16 protein-coding genes are annotated in these 17,044 nt (G+C 69.9%); 6 read left to right on the forward strand and 10 right to left on the reverse strand.

The annotated features are described in order from the left end of the window. The first annotated feature begins 1 nt into the window (after window position 1). The gene (gene lepA, locus R9Z33_RS07570; protein ID WP_318650698.1) at window positions 2-1,807 is read left to right on the forward strand and encodes a translation elongation factor 4; all 1,806 of its coding nucleotides are present in this window, start codon (window positions 2-4) and stop codon (window positions 1,805-1,807) included. A gap of 70 nt (window positions 1,808-1,877) precedes the next feature. Then, entirely contained in the window at window positions 1,878-2,075 is a 198-nt protein-coding gene (locus tag R9Z33_RS07575) for a hypothetical protein (protein WP_318650699.1), read from the forward strand. Window positions 2,076-2,078: 3 nt separating this feature from the next. Here the strand turns inward: R9Z33_RS07575 and R9Z33_RS07580 are convergent, their stop codons facing one another. The 7 genes from R9Z33_RS07580 to R9Z33_RS07610 form a co-directional block, all read right to left on the reverse strand. After that, a complete protein-coding gene (locus R9Z33_RS07580) occupies window positions 2,079-3,134 on the reverse strand; it encodes a 2Fe-2S iron-sulfur cluster-binding protein (protein WP_318650700.1) in 1,056 nt (351 codons plus the stop codon). Further along, the gene (locus R9Z33_RS07585; protein ID WP_318650701.1) at window positions 3,131-3,877 is read right to left on the reverse strand and encodes an FAD binding domain-containing protein; all 747 of its coding nucleotides are present in this window, start codon (window positions 3,875-3,877) and stop codon (window positions 3,131-3,133) included. The genes R9Z33_RS07580 and R9Z33_RS07585 overlap by 4 nt, the downstream gene beginning before the upstream one ends. After that, window positions 3,874-6,168, reverse strand: a complete 2,295-nt coding sequence (locus R9Z33_RS07590) for a xanthine dehydrogenase family protein molybdopterin-binding subunit (protein WP_318650702.1) — start codon at window positions 6,166-6,168, stop codon at window positions 3,874-3,876. Before R9Z33_RS07590 ends, R9Z33_RS07585 begins: the two co-directional genes overlap by 4 nt. Before the next feature lie 49 nt (window positions 6,169-6,217). Beyond that, entirely contained in the window at window positions 6,218-7,489 is a 1,272-nt protein-coding gene (locus tag R9Z33_RS07595) for an amidohydrolase/deacetylase family metallohydrolase (RefSeq protein ID WP_318650703.1), read from the reverse strand. 86 nt (window positions 7,490-7,575) lie between these two features. After that, window positions 7,576-8,394 carry an ABC transporter permease gene (locus tag R9Z33_RS07600; RefSeq protein WP_318650704.1) on the reverse strand — a complete coding sequence of 273 codons (819 nt, stop codon included), beginning with the start codon at window positions 8,392-8,394 and terminating at the stop codon, window positions 7,576-7,578. Next, window positions 8,394-9,158, reverse strand: coding sequence for an ABC transporter ATP-binding protein (locus R9Z33_RS07605; RefSeq protein ID WP_318650705.1), 765 nt, complete (start codon window positions 9,156-9,158; stop codon window positions 8,394-8,396). The genes R9Z33_RS07600 and R9Z33_RS07605 overlap by 1 nt, the downstream gene beginning before the upstream one ends. An 11-nt stretch (window positions 9,159-9,169) precedes the next feature. Continuing rightward, the gene (locus tag R9Z33_RS07610; protein ID WP_318650706.1) at window positions 9,170-10,252 is read right to left on the reverse strand and encodes an ABC transporter substrate-binding protein; all 1,083 of its coding nucleotides are present in this window, start codon (window positions 10,250-10,252) and stop codon (window positions 9,170-9,172) included. Between the two features lie 246 nt (window positions 10,253-10,498). Between R9Z33_RS07610 and R9Z33_RS07615 the strand changes: the two genes are divergently transcribed. Genes R9Z33_RS07615 through R9Z33_RS07625 form a run of 3 tightly spaced genes read left to right on the forward strand, consistent with a single transcriptional unit; the run spans window position 10,499 to window position 13,506 of the window. Next, window positions 10,499-11,476, forward strand: a complete 978-nt coding sequence (locus tag R9Z33_RS07615; protein ID WP_318650707.1) for a Bug family tripartite tricarboxylate transporter substrate binding protein — start codon at window positions 10,499-10,501, stop codon at window positions 11,474-11,476. Between the two features lie 51 nt (window positions 11,477-11,527). Further along, entirely contained in the window at window positions 11,528-13,183 is a 1,656-nt protein-coding gene (locus tag R9Z33_RS07620) for an FAD-binding protein (protein WP_318650708.1), read from the forward strand. Continuing rightward, window positions 13,183-13,506, forward strand: coding sequence for a 2Fe-2S iron-sulfur cluster-binding protein (locus R9Z33_RS07625; protein ID WP_318650709.1), 324 nt, complete (start codon window positions 13,183-13,185; stop codon window positions 13,504-13,506). Before R9Z33_RS07620 ends, R9Z33_RS07625 begins: the two co-directional genes overlap by 1 nt. 6 nt (window positions 13,507-13,512) lie before the next feature. On the opposite strand, the gene R9Z33_RS07630 is transcribed toward R9Z33_RS07625, so the two are convergent. Then, window positions 13,513-14,463, reverse strand: a complete 951-nt coding sequence (locus R9Z33_RS07630) for a Bug family tripartite tricarboxylate transporter substrate binding protein (protein ID WP_318650710.1) — start codon at window positions 14,461-14,463, stop codon at window positions 13,513-13,515. A gap of 118 nt (window positions 14,464-14,581) precedes the next feature. On the opposite strand from R9Z33_RS07630, the gene R9Z33_RS07635 reads away from it, so the two are divergent. Then, complete coding sequence (locus tag R9Z33_RS07635) at window positions 14,582-15,274, forward strand: cyclase family protein (protein ID WP_318650711.1); 693 nt, start codon at window positions 14,582-14,584, stop codon at window positions 15,272-15,274. Between the two features lie 45 nt (window positions 15,275-15,319). On the opposite strand, the gene R9Z33_RS07640 is transcribed toward R9Z33_RS07635, so the two are convergent. Together R9Z33_RS07640 and R9Z33_RS07645 are read right to left on the reverse strand one after the other, a co-directional pair. Then, window positions 15,320-15,910, reverse strand: a complete 591-nt coding sequence (locus R9Z33_RS07640) for a GAF domain-containing protein (RefSeq protein ID WP_318650712.1) — start codon at window positions 15,908-15,910, stop codon at window positions 15,320-15,322. An 8-nt stretch (window positions 15,911-15,918) separates the two neighbouring features. Next, window positions 15,919-17,034, reverse strand: a complete 1,116-nt coding sequence (locus tag R9Z33_RS07645) for a mandelate racemase/muconate lactonizing enzyme family protein (RefSeq protein ID WP_318650713.1) — start codon at window positions 17,032-17,034, stop codon at window positions 15,919-15,921. Window positions 17,035-17,044 lie beyond the last annotated feature (10 nt).

Raw genomic sequence — 17,044 nt, forward strand, 5'->3', positions numbered from 1 at the left:
CATGACCGAAACGCCGCTGCACCTGATCCGCAACTTCTCCATCGTCGCCCATATCGACCACGGGAAATCCACCCTGGCCGACCGGCTGATCCAGTCCACCGGGACGGTCGCCGCGCGCGACATGAAGGAGCAGATGCTCGACAGCATGGATATCGAGCGCGAGCGCGGCATCACCATCAAGGCGCAGACCGTCCGCATCGCCTACAAGGCCAAGGACGGGCAGACCTACACGCTGAACCTGATGGACACGCCGGGCCATGTGGACTTCGCCTATGAGGTGAGCCGCAGCCTCGCCGCCTGCGAGGGCTCGCTGCTGGTGGTGGACGCCTCCCAGGGGGTCGAGGCGCAGACGCTGGCGAACGTGTACCAGGCGCTGGACGCGAATCACGAGATCGTGCCGGTGCTGAACAAGATCGACCTCCCGGCCGCCGAGCCGGACCGGGTGAAGCAGCAGATCGAGGACGTGATCGGCCTGGATGCCGAGGATGCGGTGATGATCTCGGCCAAGACCGGGCTCAACATCGAGGGCGTGCTGGAGGCGATCGTCACGCGCCTGCCGGCGCCGACGGGCGATGCCGATGCGCCGACCAAGGCGCTGCTGGTCGATAGCTGGTATGACAGCTACCTCGGCGTGGTCGTGCTGGTGCGGGTGAAGGATGGGCACCTGCGGAAGGGCCAGAAGATCCGCATGATGTCCAATGGTGCCACCCACACGGTGGACCAGGTGGGCTATTTCACGCCGAAGATGGTTCCGGCCGACAGCCTCGGCCCGGGCGAGATGGGCTTCCTGACGGCGGCGGTGAAGTCGGTGGCCGACACCAATGTGGGCGACACCATCACCGATGACCGCACCCCCGCGACCGAGGCCCTGCCCGGCTTCAAGCCCAGCATCCCCGTGGTGTGGTGCGGCCTCTACCCGATCGACGCCGATGACTTCGACAAGCTGCGCGACGCGCTGGGCAAGCTGCGCCTGAACGACAGCAGCTTCCATTTCGAGCAGGAGACCTCGCTGGCCCTGGGGCTGGGCTATCGCTGCGGCTTCCTGGGCCTGCTGCACCTGGAAATCGTGCAGGAGCGGCTCTCGCGCGAGTTCGACCTGAACCTGATCGCGACCGCGCCTTCGGTCGTCTACAAGCTGCGCAAGACCAGTGGCGAGGTGACGGAGCTGCACAACCCGGCCGACATGCCCGACATGATGACCATCGACGCCATTGAGGAGCCCTGGATCAAGGCGACCATCATGGTGCCGGACGAGCATCTGGGCTCCATCCTCACCCTCTGCAACGAGCGGCGCGGCCAGCAGGTGGAGCTGACCTATGTCGGCACCCGCGCCATGGCCGTCTATCGCCTGCCGCTGAACGAGGTGGTGTTCGACTTCTATGACCGGCTGAAGTCGGTCAGCCGCGGCTATGCCAGCTTCGACTATCAGATGGATGGCTATGCCGAGAGCGATCTGGTGAAGATCAGCATCCTCGTGAACAACGAGCCGGTGGACGCGCTGGCCTTCATGGCGCACCGCACGGCGGCGGATAAGCGCGGGCGCTCGATCTGCGAGAAGCTGAAGGAGCTGATCCCCCGCCAGCTCTTCAAGATCCCCATCCAGGCGGCGATCGGCGGGCGCGTGATCGCGCGCGAGACGATCTCCGCCATGTCGAAGGACGTGACCGCCAAGTGCTATGGTGGCGACATCAGCCGCAAGCGCAAGCTTCTGGACAAGCAGAAGGAAGGCAAGAAGCGCATGCGGCAGTTCGGCAAGGTCGAGATCCCGCAGAGTGCCTTCATCGCCGCGCTCAAGATGGATAGCTGAGCGCGGCTTCCCCTCCGCCGCCCGCGGGCGGCATCACTTGGCTGCGCCTCATCAGATCGGAATTTGACCCATGGCCGAACATCGCGGCTGCGTCTTCACGGTTGGCCCCCTCAAGGGCCGCAACAATTGGCGCTGGACCACCTATGACGGCGCGACCTCGGCCGCCAAGCCCGTGAGCACGGGGGAAGTGATGGGCCAGCATGAGCGTGTGGCCAAGCAGGAAGCCATGGCCGCCATTGACGAGTGGCGGAAGAAGAACCGCGAATAGCCCTCAGCGGGCGAAGAGGCCCTTCCACCACGCGAGGATGAGGGACCAGAGGCTGGGTTGCGCGGCCGGCGCCTCGCCACGCGCCGCGCGCTCCACATTGCGCGCGAAATCGCCCGCCATGGCGGCCACCACCCCGCGCAGCAGGGCGGGGCGGGAGAATTGCGCCAGCGGCCCGGTCAGGCGCCAGCCGAGCTCGACATCCAGCGTCGTGCCGGCGCCATTGGGCGTGAGGCGCCACTCCACCTCGCCCTCCGCGCCATTCGCGCCGTCGCGCCCCTGACCGCACAGGCGGCCGGTGCGGGTGACGGCATCCAGCGTGAGGGTGCCGAAGCCCGCGAAGCGGGCGGAGAAGGGGCCGAGGATGACGGAGAACTCGCCCTCCACTGCCTCGCCTTCATGGCGCAGCAGCGTCATGCCGGGGACGCATGCGGCGATGCGGGCGGGGTCGGACAGGATGGCCCAGGCGGCGTCGGGCGCCAGCGCCAGGGTCTCGCCGTGGGTCAGGCGATTGGGCAGGTCGATGCCGGCGACGGGGGCCGGCGTGGCGAGTGGCGCGGGCGGGGGCGTCAGTGGCACCTCGCGCTTCGGCAGGGGGGGCGCGGCTGGGCGCGTCGCGGCGACCTCGGCGATGGCCCGGACGATGCCGCGATAGCCGGTGCAGCGGCAGAGATTGCCGGCCAGCTCGTCGCGGATGCGGTCCTCGTCCACGGCGCCGAGGCGCGTCACGATGTCGCGCGCCGTCACCATCATCCCCGGCGTGCAATAGCCGCATTGCAGCGCGTGGTGCCTGGAGAAGGCGGCACGCAGGGCCATGGCCACCGGGTCCTCGTCCAGGCCTTCGATGGTGGTGACCTCCATCCCCGCGGCCTCGTGGGCATAGAGCAGGCAGGAGCGGGTGGGGACGCCATCCACCATGACGGTGCACGCGCCGCAGACGCCCTGCTCGCAGCCGAGATGCGTGCCGGTCAGGCCGCAATGCTCGCGCAGCACATCGGCCAGATGGGTGCGGGCGGGGGCGGTGACCTCGCGGGTTTCGCCGTTGATGGTGAGTTGGATCATGCTTCCATCATCGCGATGGCGCGCTGCACGGCGATGCCGGCCAGGCGCTGGGCCCCGGCATCGAGATGCGGCAGGCGCGCGGGGATCTCGTCCGGGCTGGCCAGCAGGACGGGCGGGCCTTCGACGGCGCCAGCGAGAAGGCGGCGCGGGGTCTCGATGGCGATGCCGATGGCCTTGGCGAATTCGCCGATCTTGCGGTTGATCTTGCAATAGCCCCAGCGCGCGCCTGGCGGCAGGCGGGGGACTTCCACGGCGAGGATGATCTCGCCGGGCGTGAGTGCCGTGGTGAAGGGAGCCAGGACGAAGCCCTCGGCCGGGATGCGGCGGTTGGCGCTGGTCAGGATGGTGGCGCCGAGAGCGGCCATCACGCTCGGCCAATCGGCGGCAGGGTCGGCATGGGCCAGGCTACCGCCCAGCGTGCCGCGGTTGCGCACGGCGCGATAGGCGATGCCATGCGCCACATGCGGCATGAGGCCGTTGGTCGGGTCCGGCACGGCGCCGTCCTCGATCTCGGCATGGGTGGTCGCGGCGCCGAAGCGGATGTGATCGGCCGTCGCCATCACGCCGCGCAGACCGGGCAGGCGCTTGATGTCCACCAGCGTCGCGGGGCGCACCAGGCGGAGATTCATCATCGGCGACAGGGATTGCCCACCGGAGAGCGGCTTGGCGCCGGGCTGGGCAAGCAGGCTCAGGGCGTCGGGCAACGCACCGGGCGACGCATGGTCGAAGGCTGCTGGTTTCATGCGAGGGCTGCCAGGACACGCGCCGGCGTCGCCGGCAGATCCGTCACTTCGCGCCCCAGATGCGCGATGGCGTTGTTGATCGCGTTCACGATGGCGGCGGGTGGTCCGATCGCGCCGCTTTCGCCGATGCCCTTCTGGCCGAAGCGGCTGATGGGCGAGGGCGTCTCCATGTGCAGGATCTCGATGTCCGGCACGTCCGAGGCGCCGGGCAGCATGTAGTCGGCGAGGGTGGAGGCCAGCGGCTGGCCGCCCGTGTCATAGGGCATTTCCTCGAAGAGCGCCGTGCCGATGCCCTGTGCCGTGCCGCCCAGCACTTGGCCGTCCGCGATCAGCGGGTTCAGCAGCACGCCGCCATCTTCCACGATGACATAGCGCGTCAGGGTCACATGGCCGGTGGCCGCATCCACCTCCGCCTCCACCGCGTGGCAGGCGTAGCTGAATGTGCCGGTGTCGCGCGCCGTCTTGTGGCCCACGGTGCATTCCAGGCCCTGGGCCTGCATCGCCTCGGTGAGGTTCTGCGGCGCGCGGTGGAAGGTGCGGGCGATCTCGGCGACGGTCACGCTGGCGGCCCCAGCGCGCACCGCGCCATCGGCGAAGATGGCGTCCTTGTCCTGCAGCAGATGCGCGCCCATGGGGATGAGGCGGTTGCGGAGTTCCATGCAGGCCTCGGCCACGGCGCCGCCGGCCATCACGGCGCAGCGGCTGCCCCAGGTGCCGGTGGAATAGGGCGTCAGCGCCGTGTCGCCATGGATGAGCTGTACGCGCTCCACCGGCACGCCAAGGATCTCATGCGCCACCTGGGCCAGCGTCGTCTCCATGCCCTGGCCATGGCTGTGGACGCCGACGCGGAGTTCCAGCCCGCCATCGGGCGTCAGGCGTGCCTGGCAGGGTTCGGCGCCGGGCACGAAGGGGATGCCCCAGCCATGATAGACGGAGGTGCCATGCGCGCCCTGCTCGCAGAAGACGGCAAAGCCCTGGCCGATCAGGCGGCCCTCTTCGCGCGCGGCCTTCTGGCGTTCGGCGAAGCCTTCGGCGTCCACCGCCTCGGCCGCGCGGCGCAGCGCCTCGGGGTAGTCGCCACTGTCGAAGATCTTCTTGGTGACGTTGAGGTAGGGCATCTGCTCGGGTCCTGGCAGATTGCGCAGGCGGAGTTCCACGGGGCTGATGCCGGCGGCGCGGGCCACGGCGTCGAGGGTGGTTTCCAGCGCGTAGCAGACGCCGGTCCGCGCCACGCCGCGATAGGGCAGGATGGGCGGCTTGTTGGTGGCGACACTCCAGGTCTTGCAGCGGAAGCGCGGCACGACATAGGGGCCGGGCAGGATGGAGCCGATCTGCGCCGCCTCCAGGCAGGCGGAAAACGGATAGGCCGAGTAGGCGCCGCTATCCACATGCGCCTCGCAATCCAGCGCCAGGATGGTGCCGTCCAGGCCAGCATGGACGGTGATGTCGTAATGGTGCTCGCGGCAATTGGCCTGGGCGGAGAGGCCCTCCCGCCGGTCCTCGATCCAGCGCAGCGGCGTGCCGCCCAGCTTGCGGGCGAGCCAGCCGATGGCGACCTCCTCCTGCAGCAGGATGCCCTTGTAGCCGAAGCCGCCGCCGACATCGGGGCTGATGATGCGCACGGCGGATTCCGGCAGGCCCAGGCATTCGGCGAGGCCCGTCTTGGTCACATGCACCATCTGGGACGAGGTGTGCATCTCGAGCTGCGCGAGGCGCGAATCCCAACGGGCGACGACGCCGCGGCCCTCCAGCGGCGCCATGTGCTGGCGTGCGGTGCGCAGGCGACGGCGGATGACGATGGGAGCCTGCACATCGCTGATGTCGTCCTCGACGAGGGCCTGGAGCACGACATTGTCGGGCCAGCCCTCGTGGATGGGCGGGCCGGCGCGGTGGGCCAGCATGTCGGTGGCGGCGGGGAGTTCCTCGATATCGAGGATGATGGCGTCGAGGATGTCCTCGGCTTCGGCGCGCGAGGCGGCGACGACCATCGCGATGGGCTCGCCCACCTGGCGGACGCGGCCCTGGGCCAGCGGCCACTGGTCGGTGCGGCGGAAGCCGGGCAGGGCTGAGGGTGCGCGGATGGGCAGGACGCCGCTGAGGTCCGCCATGGTGAAGACCATGGCCCCTTGCGGGGCGCGCAGGCCGCGGACCACCCCATGCGCCACTGGGCTGCGCAGAAACGCAACCTCCCGCATGTTGGGAAGCTGGATATCGCCCACGTATTTCCCGCGCCCGCGGAGGAACCGATCATCCTCCTTGCGGGTGATCGCCGCGCCAACGCCCTGCTTCATGGTGCGGCGGGGTCCGGGGTCCGCCACGGACCCCGGCGGAGCCTCGCCTTCATGCCGCGATGGCTGCCGGCAGGATCGGCGCCGTGGCCTCGAACTTCACCCCGCCCTTCAGGCAGAAGGCGGGCTGCAGCAGCCGCTCGGCGATGACTTCCGTGCCTTCGTTGTCGGCCATCTTGAACCGCCCCCGCAGGTCATCCAGCACCGAGATGTCGGCGACCGAGCCGATGCGCAGCGTGCCGATGCCGTCATCCAGGCGCAGCATGGCGGCGGGCCCGGTGGTGACCATCGGCACCACCTTCTCGAAGGGCACGCCCAGGGCGATGAGCTCGCTCATGGCCAGCGTGAGCGAGAAGCGCGCCTTGCCGGTGAAGGGGTGGTCCTCCTCCGGGTCCGAGTGGTTGGCGGGCGTTCCGGGCGGGGCCGGGATGCGGGTGTTGTAGCCATGCATGTCGGCGCCGAGCGTGTCCGGCATGATCCCGGCATCGAGGCTGATGCGCGCCATCTTGAAGGAGAAGTGGGAGCCATGGCCCACATCCACCTTGAGGCCGGCGTCCAGCGCCGCCTGGACCATGCCATGCACCTTGCCGGTGCGCCGGTCCACGAAGCCGCCGGGGTGGCGGGTGAAGGGGTGGGCCAGGATGTCGCCGGGGCGGAGCAGGGGGATGACGAGCGGCAGGATCTCGTCCGGGTCCACGCCATTGTTGCCGGTCTCGGGCGTGGGCCAGAGCTGGCCGAAATGGCAATAGACGGGGAGGTCCGCCTCGCGGCCGATCTGCGCGGCCTTCTTCAGCACTTCCAGGCCATAGCGCGCCATGTTGCCGATCTCGGCATGGGCCTTCACGCCCTTCACGACATCGGGGTTGGCGCGGGCGGCCTTCACCGTCGCGTCCACATCCACATGCTCGGGGCCGTAGAGCGTGGGGTAGTAATGGCCTTCCAGGCCGCCCACGACATAGGCGCTGATGAAGCTGAAGACACGCGAATGAGCCGGCTTCACGATGAATTCGCGGAAGCCCGGGAAGGTCATGCAGGAGGCGCCGCCCTGGTCCACCAGGGAGGTCACGCCGCTGTGCACGCCCGCCATGTCCGCCGGCAGGCCAAAGCGGCCGGAGACGTAGGTGTAGATATGCGCGTGGGTGTCCACCATGCCGGGAAGGACGATCTTGTCCTTCACGGAGATCACCTCGCGCGCGGAACTCGCCAGGATCTCGGGCTGGATGGCGGCGATGCGGCCATTCGTCACCGCCACATCCATGATGCCGTCGAGGCCGGAGGCGGGGCAGACCACGCGGCCGCCCTTGAGCAGGATGTCATGTTGCATGGGGTCTCTCCTCAACATTCTCAGCCGGCACGTCATTCAGCCAGCGTTTGATGGCCCGGCCAAGGGGAAGCCTGGCCGGGCGACGATCAATGCCCGTATTTGCGCAGGATCAGCTTCTCCAGCCCCGCCACCACGCCGTAGAGCACGAGGCCGACGACGCAGAGCATGCCGATCGAGGCGAGGATCAGCGCCGTCTCCGCCTGGCTGGAGGCAAAGAGGATGAGGTAGCCGAGCCCCGCCTGCGCGGTGATGAACTCGCCCACGATGACGCCGATGATGGCGAAGGTGACGGCGATCTTCAGCCCCGAGAAAATGTGCGGCAGCGCATAGGGGAAGCGCACCGAGAGGAACACCTGCCAGGAGCGCGCGGTGAGCGCCTTGCACAGCCGCAGCATGTCGGGCGGCGTCGAGTTCAGGCCGGTCAGCGTCGCGATCACCACCGGGAAGAAGGCGATGAACATCGAGAAGGCGAGGCGCGAGGAGGAGCCGATGCCGAGCCAGACGATGAAGAGCGGCGCCAAGGCGATCTTCGGGATGAGCTGGAAGAAGATCACATTCGGATAGAGCGCCGCATAGGCCCATTTGGAATAGGCAAGGATGACGGCCAGCGTGATGCCGAGGATGGTGGCGAGCATGAAACCGATGGCGGCCTCCGTGCCGGTCGGCACCGCATGCTGCACCAGGAAGGGCCAGGCCGAGACGGCGCGGGCGTAGATGTCGAGCGGCGAGGGCAGGATGACCTTGGGCACCTGGTAGAAATCCACCAGGAATTCCCAGAGACCGAGCACGGCCAGCGCAAAGGCGATGGGGAGCAGGATCTGCACCGCCGGGTGCTTGGCGAGGTCGCGCTTCTCGACGTTCAGCGCGGCGGGGGCTTCGGTGATGATCGTGTTTCCGCCGTCCATCACGCCGCATCCTTGATGCTATGCTCGATCATGCCGCGCAGCTTGGCCACGATGGCGATGAATTCGGGGCTGTCCTGCACGCTCTCATCGCGCGGGCGTGCAAAGGGAATCGGCACGTCGGCGACGACGACGGCGGGGCGCTTGGTCATGACCAGGACGCGGTCGGAGAGCAGCACCGCCTCGCGGATCGAGTGGGTGATGAAGATCCCGGTCTTGCGATGGCGGGACCAGAGGTCGAGCAACACCAGCGCCATCTCGTCACGCGTGATGGCATCGAGCGCGGAGAAGGGCTCGTCCATCAGCATGATGGACGGCGTGTGGATCAGCGAGCGGCAGAGCGCCACGCGCTGGCGCATGCCGCCCGAAAGCTCGCGCGGGCGCTTGTCCATGAAGGCGCCGAGGCCGACCGAATGCAGCAGCTCCTCCGCGCGCGCCACGTATTTCTCGCGCGGCAGGCGCATCATCTTGATCGGGAAGAGGACGTTGTCGCGGGCGGAGAGCCAGGGCAGCAGCGTCGCGTCCTGGAAGACGAGGCCGGCATCGCGGCGCGGGCCGGTCATCGGCTGGCCGCCGATGGTGATGCTGCCGGCCGTGATGGATTCGAGGCCGGCCAGCATCATCAAAAGGGTGGACTTCCCGCAGCCCGAGGGGCCCAGGATGGAGACGAACTCGCCCTCGGCGATGTCCACGGAGACGCCGGCCACGGCCTCGATGGGCCCGGCCGGCGAGGCATAGGTCTTGCGGACCCCGCGAAGGGAGATCATCGGGGGCGCGATCAGCCCAGCATCGCGCCGAAGGGGGCGAGGCGGGTGCGCTGCGCGGCCCACTCGGCCTCGGTCAGCTTGATGCGGCCGGCGAAGCGGTTCGAGATGATGGCGTCGGTCGCCGGGCGCTTGGCATCGGCCGGGGCGCCGAACTCCATCACGAGGTCGGTCATGGCGTTCCACTTCGCCATGTCGGTCCAGCCCAGGCCGTTCTGGATCGCCTCGGGCGCCAGCATGGTCGCTTGCATCAGGCCCTGGGAAAGGCGCGCATTCTCACGCCCGCCCGAGGTGATGCCGATCTCGGGCACCTGGCGGATGAACATGTCGAGCGCGCGCTCGGGCTCGCGCAGCTGGAAGGCGGCGGCTTCGAGCAGCGCGTCGGTCACGGCCTCGGCCTGGGCGGCGCGGTTCTGCAGCACCTCGGGGCGGGTGCAGATCACGTTGGCGTAGAAGTTCAGCCCGGCCGAGGAATAGGGGATGAAGCGGTGCGCCGCGTTCTGCGCCTGCATCACCGGGATGGTGGAGGAGCCGATGGCGGTGATGGCATCCACCTGGCGGTCGATCAGGCTGCGCTCCAGCACGCGGTTGTCCATCTGCTGGATGGTCACGCTCTGCAGGTTGATGCCGGCACGGCGGGCGAAGGCCGGCCAGAAGGGGAATTCCGCGCTGGTCGGCACGGCGCCGATGCGCTTGCCCTCCAGGTCCTTCGCGGTGCGGATCGGGCTGTCGGCGCGCAGCGCGATGCCCATGGTCATGTCGTAGTTCACGGTGGCCATGCCGAGCACCGGAAGCTCGCGTGCGGCGGCGAGGATCATCGGGCCGGCGCCGATGATGGCATAGTCGAACTGGCCCTGGGCCAGGGCCTGGGCGGCGGCGACGGAGCCGAAGCCGCGCGTCACTTCCACATTCAGGCCGCGGCGGGAGAAGGCGCCCATCTCGCGCGCGATGAAGGCGTAGGCCGTGGAGCCCTGGGCGAGCCAGGGCAGCGTCAGGCGCAGCGCCGCCTGGGCGCGGGCCACATTCGGCGCGGCCAAGGGGGAGGCGATGATGGCGGTGCCCGCGGCGAGGGCGGAACGGCGGGACAGCGTGACCATGGGCAGGGCCTCCAGGCGGGGAATGTGAACGCGCCGTCATATGCGCGCCGCGCGCCCCCGCTGCAAGCGTCCCGCATGGGTCACCCGGCCGGCGCCAGCCCCGCCATGCCTGAAATCGGTGCAGACGGGCCGGCCCGCGCCCGCTTTGACGCCAGCCCCCTGCCGCCCGCAACCCGCGCTCCGCCTTGCCGGCGCATGGCGCGGGGATTGCTTGGGCCGCACCATCATCCGCCCAGGAGGCCTCCCTTGATCCAGCTTTCCCGTCGTCGCCTGCCCGTCCTTGCCGCCTCCCTCCTCGCCGGCGCCGGCGCCGCGCGCGCCCAGGGAATCCCGGCTGGCACGGTGCGCATCGTGGTCCCCTTCAACCCGGGCGGCATCAGCGACATCCTGGCGCGCAGCCTCGCGCAGAACATGACGACCTCGCTTGGCCAGACGGTGGTGGTGGAGAACCGGGCCGGTGCCAATGGCAGCATCGGCGCCGGCGTTGTCGCCCGCGCCACGCCGGATGGGCTGACGCTGCTGCTGGGGGTGACGGATACGCATGCGGTGAACCCGGCCGCGATGCGCAACATCCCTTACGACGCCAACGCCGATTTCGAGCCGATCAGCCTGCTGACGCGCGTGCCGCTGGCGCTCGCGGTGGGTCCCACCCAGCGCGAGATCGCCGATCTGCGCGCCTTCGTCGCCGCCGCCAAGGCGCGGCCCGGCGCGCTGACCTATTCGAGCTGGGGGGTCGGCAGCACCTCGCAGATCGCCATGCTGCGCATCGGCATCGCCGCGGGGGCCGAGATGCTGCACGTGCCCTTCACCGGCGCGGCGCCCGCGCAGCAGGCGCTGGCCGCGGGCCAGGTGGATGCCATGGTGATGCCGGCCGGTGCCGCCGAAGCGCTGGCGCGGGATGGGCGCGTGCGCGTGCTGGCGACGCTCTCGCCCGCGCGCCTGCCGCTGCTGCCCAATGTGCCCACTCTGCAGGAGCAGGGCGTGCCGCTCACGACCAGCATCATCCAGGCGATCTTCGCGCCCGCCCGCACGCCGGCCCCGGTGGTCGCGCGGCTCAACCAGGCGATGGCTGCGGCCATGGCCACGCCCGCGATGATCGAGGTCTTCCGTGCCCAGGCCGCGGTGCCCGAGCACACGACGCCCGCGGCACTCGCCGCGCTGGTCCGCACCGAGCAGGAAGCCTGGGGCAATGTGGTGCGCAGCGAGAACATCCGCCTGGACTGACGCGGGCCGCCGCGCCGTCTATCCTCGCGCGGTGATCAGGGAGTGGAATGCGTGACGCATCTGGAAGCCGATGTGCTGATCATCGGCGCGGGCGGGGCCGGCATGTATGCGGCCATCGAGGCGGCGCGGCAGGGGGCGGAGCGCGTGCTCCTGCTGGATCGCAGCCTGATCGGGCGCGGGGGTGCGACCGTGATGGCGCAGATGACCGTCGCCGCCGCCGTCGGCGCGGGCGATCACTGGGAACACCACCTGGCCGATACGCTCACCGCCGCGCGTGGCCTGGCGGACCCCTCGCTCGCCGCGCTGCTCTGCGAGGCGGGCGCGGAATGCATCCTGGAGATGGATGAGTGGCGCGTCGGCTGGGCGCGCGCGGGCGAGGGCTTCGCCGCCGTCCAGGCGCCGGGGCATGACCGCGCGCGCTGCGTCTATGTGGATTTCCTGAACACCGGGCCCGCCGTGAGCCGCACGCTGCGCGCGCAGGTGCAGCGCGTGGGCCCCGCCATCCGCCGGCTGGGTGAGGTGGCGGTGACGGACCTCGTCGTGCAGGACGGCACGGTGACGGGTGCCGCCGCGCTGCATGTGGCGAGCGGCGAGGCGCTGACCATCGCCGCCCCGGCCACGATCATCGCGACGGGCGGCCTGACGCGGCTCTACGCGCGCAACAGCGCCAGCGCCAACATGTCGGGCGATGGCTATGCGCTGGCGCTGCGGGCGGGTGCGACGCTGGTGGACATGGAATTCGTGCAGTTCTTCCCGATCGGCCATCTCGCGCCGCGGCTGATCGGCATGGACCCGATCATGTGGGACCCCTTCCGCTACAAGCTCGGCGGGCGGCTGCTGAACGGCGCGATGGAGGATTTCCTCGACCGTTGGGGCGGCGATGCCGAGCAGGGCCGCTACAGCACCACGCGCGACCTCGCGACCTATGCCATCACGAAGGAGAACGAGGCCGGGCGCGGCTCGCCGCATGGCGGGGCCTGGCTCAGCTTCACGCATATCCCGGAGGCCGAGCTGCGCGCGGCCTTCGGCCCGGTGGTGGACAAGCTGGCGGCCAATGGCATCGACCTCACGCGCGACTGCATCGAGGTCTCGCCCATCGCGCATTATCACATGGGCGGCGTGCGCGTGGACACGCGGATGCGGACGGATGTGCCCGGCCTGCTGGCGGCGGGCGAGGCGGTGGGCGGCGCCAATGGCGCGAACCGCCTTTCCGGCAATGCGATCACCGAGGCGCTGGCCTATGGCCGCACGGCGGGGCGGGAGGCGGCGCGGATGGCCGCCGCCGGGCCGGTGCGCGGCTTCGCCGCCGGCGCCGCGCTCGACCTGTTGCGCGCGCAGGGCCCCGTGGCGAACACGGCGGCGATGGTGGCGCGGCTGCAACGCGTGATGTCCGCCGATGTCGGGCCGTTCCGCACGGCGGCGGGGCTGGATCGTGCCGCGGCGGCGGTCGCGGAACTTCAGGCGGAGCTGGGCGTGGCCCCGCCTGGCGCGCCCGGCCAGCCACATGACCTGGCGCGACTCGACTGGCTGGATCTGCGGCAGATGCTGCTGGTCGCGGCCGCCGTGATCCGTGCGGCGCGCGCGCGGGAGGAAAGCCGCGGCGCGCATCAGCGCGAGGATTTCCCGGAGATGCGGGAGGAATGGCGGATGAACCAGCTGTTGCGGGGCGAGGGCCTGGCCCTCTCGTGCCAAGCGGTGCCGGCATGATGCGCGCGGCCCTCCTCATCCAGCGCGGCGGCCCTGGCGAGGCACCGCGCGAGGACCGCTTCGAACTCGATTTCGAGCCGGGCGAATCGGTCCTGGACGGGCTGCGGCGGCTGCGCGTCAGCGCCGATGCGACGCTGGCCTTTCGCTATGCCTGCCTGAACGCCAATGCCTGCAAGGAATGCATGATGCTGCTGGACGGCCGCGTCATCTATGCCTGCACGGCCAGGCTGGAGGCGCGTGAGATGCGCCTCGCCCCCCTGCCCAACAAGCCCTTGCTGCGCGATCTGGCCACGGTCATCGCGCCGCCCGACGAAAGGCTGTAGCGCGCCCTACTGCTTCTGCAGACCCAGGCTGCGCGCCACCTCGCCCAGCGCGTCGTATTCGGCGCGCATGGCGCGGCCCATGGCGTCGCCCACCAGCAATTCGCGGGTGGCGCCCTGCGCCTGCATCACCTCCAGGAAGCGCGGCGTGCGCGCGGCGGTGGTGAAGGTCTCGGTCAGCTTCGCCATGCGGTCGGCCGGGATGCCCTGGGGCGCGATCATCCCCCACCAGATGGTGATGGCCATTTCCGGCAGGCCGAGGCTGCCGACGCCGGAGCCCTCGGGCGCCGCCGGGCTGCCGCCTACCGTGGTCAGGAAGTAGCAGCGCGCCGTGCCCGCGCGCACCGCCGGCATGGCGCCGACCAGCGAGCCGCCGAAGAAGGTGATGTGCCCGCCGAGGAAGGCCGGGAGCGTCTGCCCAGCGCCCTGGAAGGGCACCGTCGTCATCTGCAGGCCGAGCTGGCGGAGGATGCGCTCGACGCCGAGATGCATCACGCCGCCCAGGCCCTCATTGCCCCAGGTGTAGGTGTTGGGCCGCGCGCGGATGGCCGCGATCATGCTGGTCAGGTCGGTCGCCGGGAAATCCGGCCGCGCGCAGAGCGCGAAGGGCGAGTAGCCCACCTGGAAGACCGGCGCGATGGACTGGATGGTGTAGCGCGTGCCGAGCGTGTGCGGCGCCGAGGTGATGGGCGTGTTCCAGACGAAGCCGAGCGTATGCCCGTCGGGCCGGGCCTCGACCACCTGCTGCACGCCGATGGTGCCGCTGGCACCCGGCCGGTTCTCGACGATGATGGGCTGGCCCAGCGAGTTGCCGATGATCTCCTGCAGCGCCCGGGCGAAGATGTCGGTGCCGCCGCCCGGATTGACGGGGACGATGATGCGGATCGGCCGGTCGGGGAAGGTCTGCGCGGCGGCAGGCAGGGCGATGCAGGCCAGCAGGGCCAGGAACCAGCGACGCATGGGCTCTCTCCTTCACCGTGAAGGCTTGAGCTTGGCACGGATGCGCGCCCACGCAACCTACGGGATTGTCCCATGCCGTGGGAGTCGCATAGTGGCGGTTCACGCCGCGGAGGATGCCATGAAACTGATCGATCTGAGCCGGGAACTGCACCACAAGGCGCAGCGCCTGCCCAACCACCCGACCATCGAGGTCTATCCCTTCAGCACGCATGACGAGAAGCGCGTGGTGGATGGCTATGAGTTCTCCTCGGCCACGATGGTGCTGCACATGGGCGACCATGGCGGGACGCATGTGGATGCGCCGGTGCATTTCGACGAGACGCCGGGTGCCCTGACCATCGACCAGATGCCGCTCGAGACCTTCTTCACCGAGGCCCTCTGTCTCGACCTCACCCATGTGCCGGACAAGACGGACATCACCATCGCGCATCTGGAGGCGGCGGAGAAAGCCGCGGGCGTCAGCATCAAGCCGAAGGACACGGTGCTGCTCTACACCGGCTTCTACAAGCGCGCGGCCGGCACCGAGGGATACATCACGGATTTCCCGGGCCTGACGAAGGAGAGCGCCACCTGGCTGGGTGCGAAGGGCATCACCGCCTTCGCCGTGGAATCCGTGAGCCCCGGCCGGCCCGGGCGCAACAATTTCGAGGTGCACCATGTCTGCCGCGACATGGGCTTCACGCATTACGAGGGCGTGATCAACATGGACAAGGTCGTAGGCAAGGGCCGCTTCCGCTTCCTGGCCATGCCCCTGAAGATCCGCGGCGGCACCGGCAGCCCGGTGCGCGCGGTGGCGATCCTGGAAGACTGATGGGGTCTGGGGCCCGTGGCCCCAGCCGCCAGAGGCTATTTCTTCCTAGGTTCCGACACTTCGGCGGGGCAGCTTCGAAAGATCCTGCGCCGCCATCCAGGCGGGCCCGCCCTGGGCGACCCAGAGGCTGGCCGCCAGCGCCGCGAAGCCGCGATGCGCGATGAGATCCGCCTCGCCGAAGGTGTTGCGCGCCGCGTTCGCGCAGATCAGCACGCCGAGATATTCGTCCTGCCAGAGGATGGGCGCGAACATCGAGGAACCCGCGCGGAAGCTCTGCAGGATCTTCACGAAGCTCGAATGCAGCGCGGTGTCGCGCAGCAGCATGGGCTGGCGCGTCTTCGCGACTTCGCCCGGATGCCCGAGCCGGATGTCCACCAGCTCGTGATACTGCTCGGGCGCGAAATTCACCGGCGCCGTGATCATGTGGTGCTGCCGGTCCGCCGTGACCATGAAGGCGACGGCCGCGGCACCGATCGTGGGCGGTGGCGATTCCCGGAAGGCATTGGGGCGCAGCGCGGCCGAGGGGTCGCCCAGCAGCGCGGGGAGGGCGCGGGTGATGGCGTAGAGCGCTTCCTCCGGTCCATGCGCTGCCGCACCCTCGGCCGCGATCCGCGCGAAGCCTGCCATCTGTTCCATGCTGTTCCTCAGATCCTGAAGCGGTTGAGCCGTGCGGCATCGGGCGTCACGCCGATGCCGGCACCGGCGGGAAGGCGCGCCTGCCCGGCCTCGATCACAAGGCCGGGCGCGGCGATGTCCTCGGTCAGCATGGCATGGGTGAGGCTCAGGCCCCAATCCACCTCCGGCACCAGCGCCGCGAGATGCAGCACGGCGGCATTGCCGATGGAGGTCTCGGCGATCTTGCAGGCGAGCGTGGTCTGCATGCCGCCCTCGCGCGCCAGCGCATCGGCCGAAAGGGTAGGCAGCAGGCCGCCGAGCTTGATGGATTTCAGCCCGAAGCCGGCGGCGATGCCGCGACAGGCGGGAATGTCGGCCAGGCCGTGCAGGCCCTCGTCCACGCAGATCGGACAGTTGCTCTGCGCGGAAAGCTGCGCGAGGCCGGGCTGGTCATCATCCGGCAGCGGCTGCTCCAAATAGTCGAGCGTGCCCTCGGGCAGGGCGGCCAGGAAGGCGAGGGCCTCGGGCAGGCGCCAGGCCATGTTGGCATCGCCGGAGAGATGCGCCCGCGGGCCGAGGGCGGCGCGCAGCTTGCGGATCATCGCCGCGTCGTCGCGCGCGTCGGGCTGGAGGCCGAGCTTCACCTTGATGTGGCGGAAGCCGCGGGCCTGGGCGGCCAGGGCCGCTTCCAGCACGGCGGCCTCGGTCGCGCCGCCGATCATGGCGATGCAGGGCGCCGCATCGCGCCGGCGCTGGCCCAGGAAGTCGCAGAGCGGCAGGCCGGCCCGGCGGGCGGCGAGGTCGAGCAGGGCGGCCTCGGCGGCGCATTTGGCCCCGGTGTTGCTGCGGATGGCGCGGTCCAGCCGGTGGGTGATCTCGGCGGGCGCGGCGAAGGGCGCGGCGAGCAGGGCTGGGGCGAGGTAGCGGCGGGCGACCTCCGCCATGCCGGCCAGGACCTCGCCCGTCATGGTGGGCGCGGCCGAAGCTTCACCCCACCCCGAGCGGCCCTCCTTGTCCTGCGCTTCGATCACCAGCGTTTCGGCATGGGTGATGGTTTCGCTGGCCAGCTTGAGCGGCTGGCGGAGCGGGATGCGCAGCGGCCAGACATGGATCGCGGTGAGGCTGAGGGGCCAGGGGGAGGTCATGCCGACAACC

It is taken from the genome of Sediminicoccus rosea (assembly GCF_033547095.1).
In the GTDB taxonomy this organism is placed as follows: Bacteria; Pseudomonadota; Alphaproteobacteria; order Acetobacterales; family Acetobacteraceae; genus Roseococcus; species Roseococcus rosea.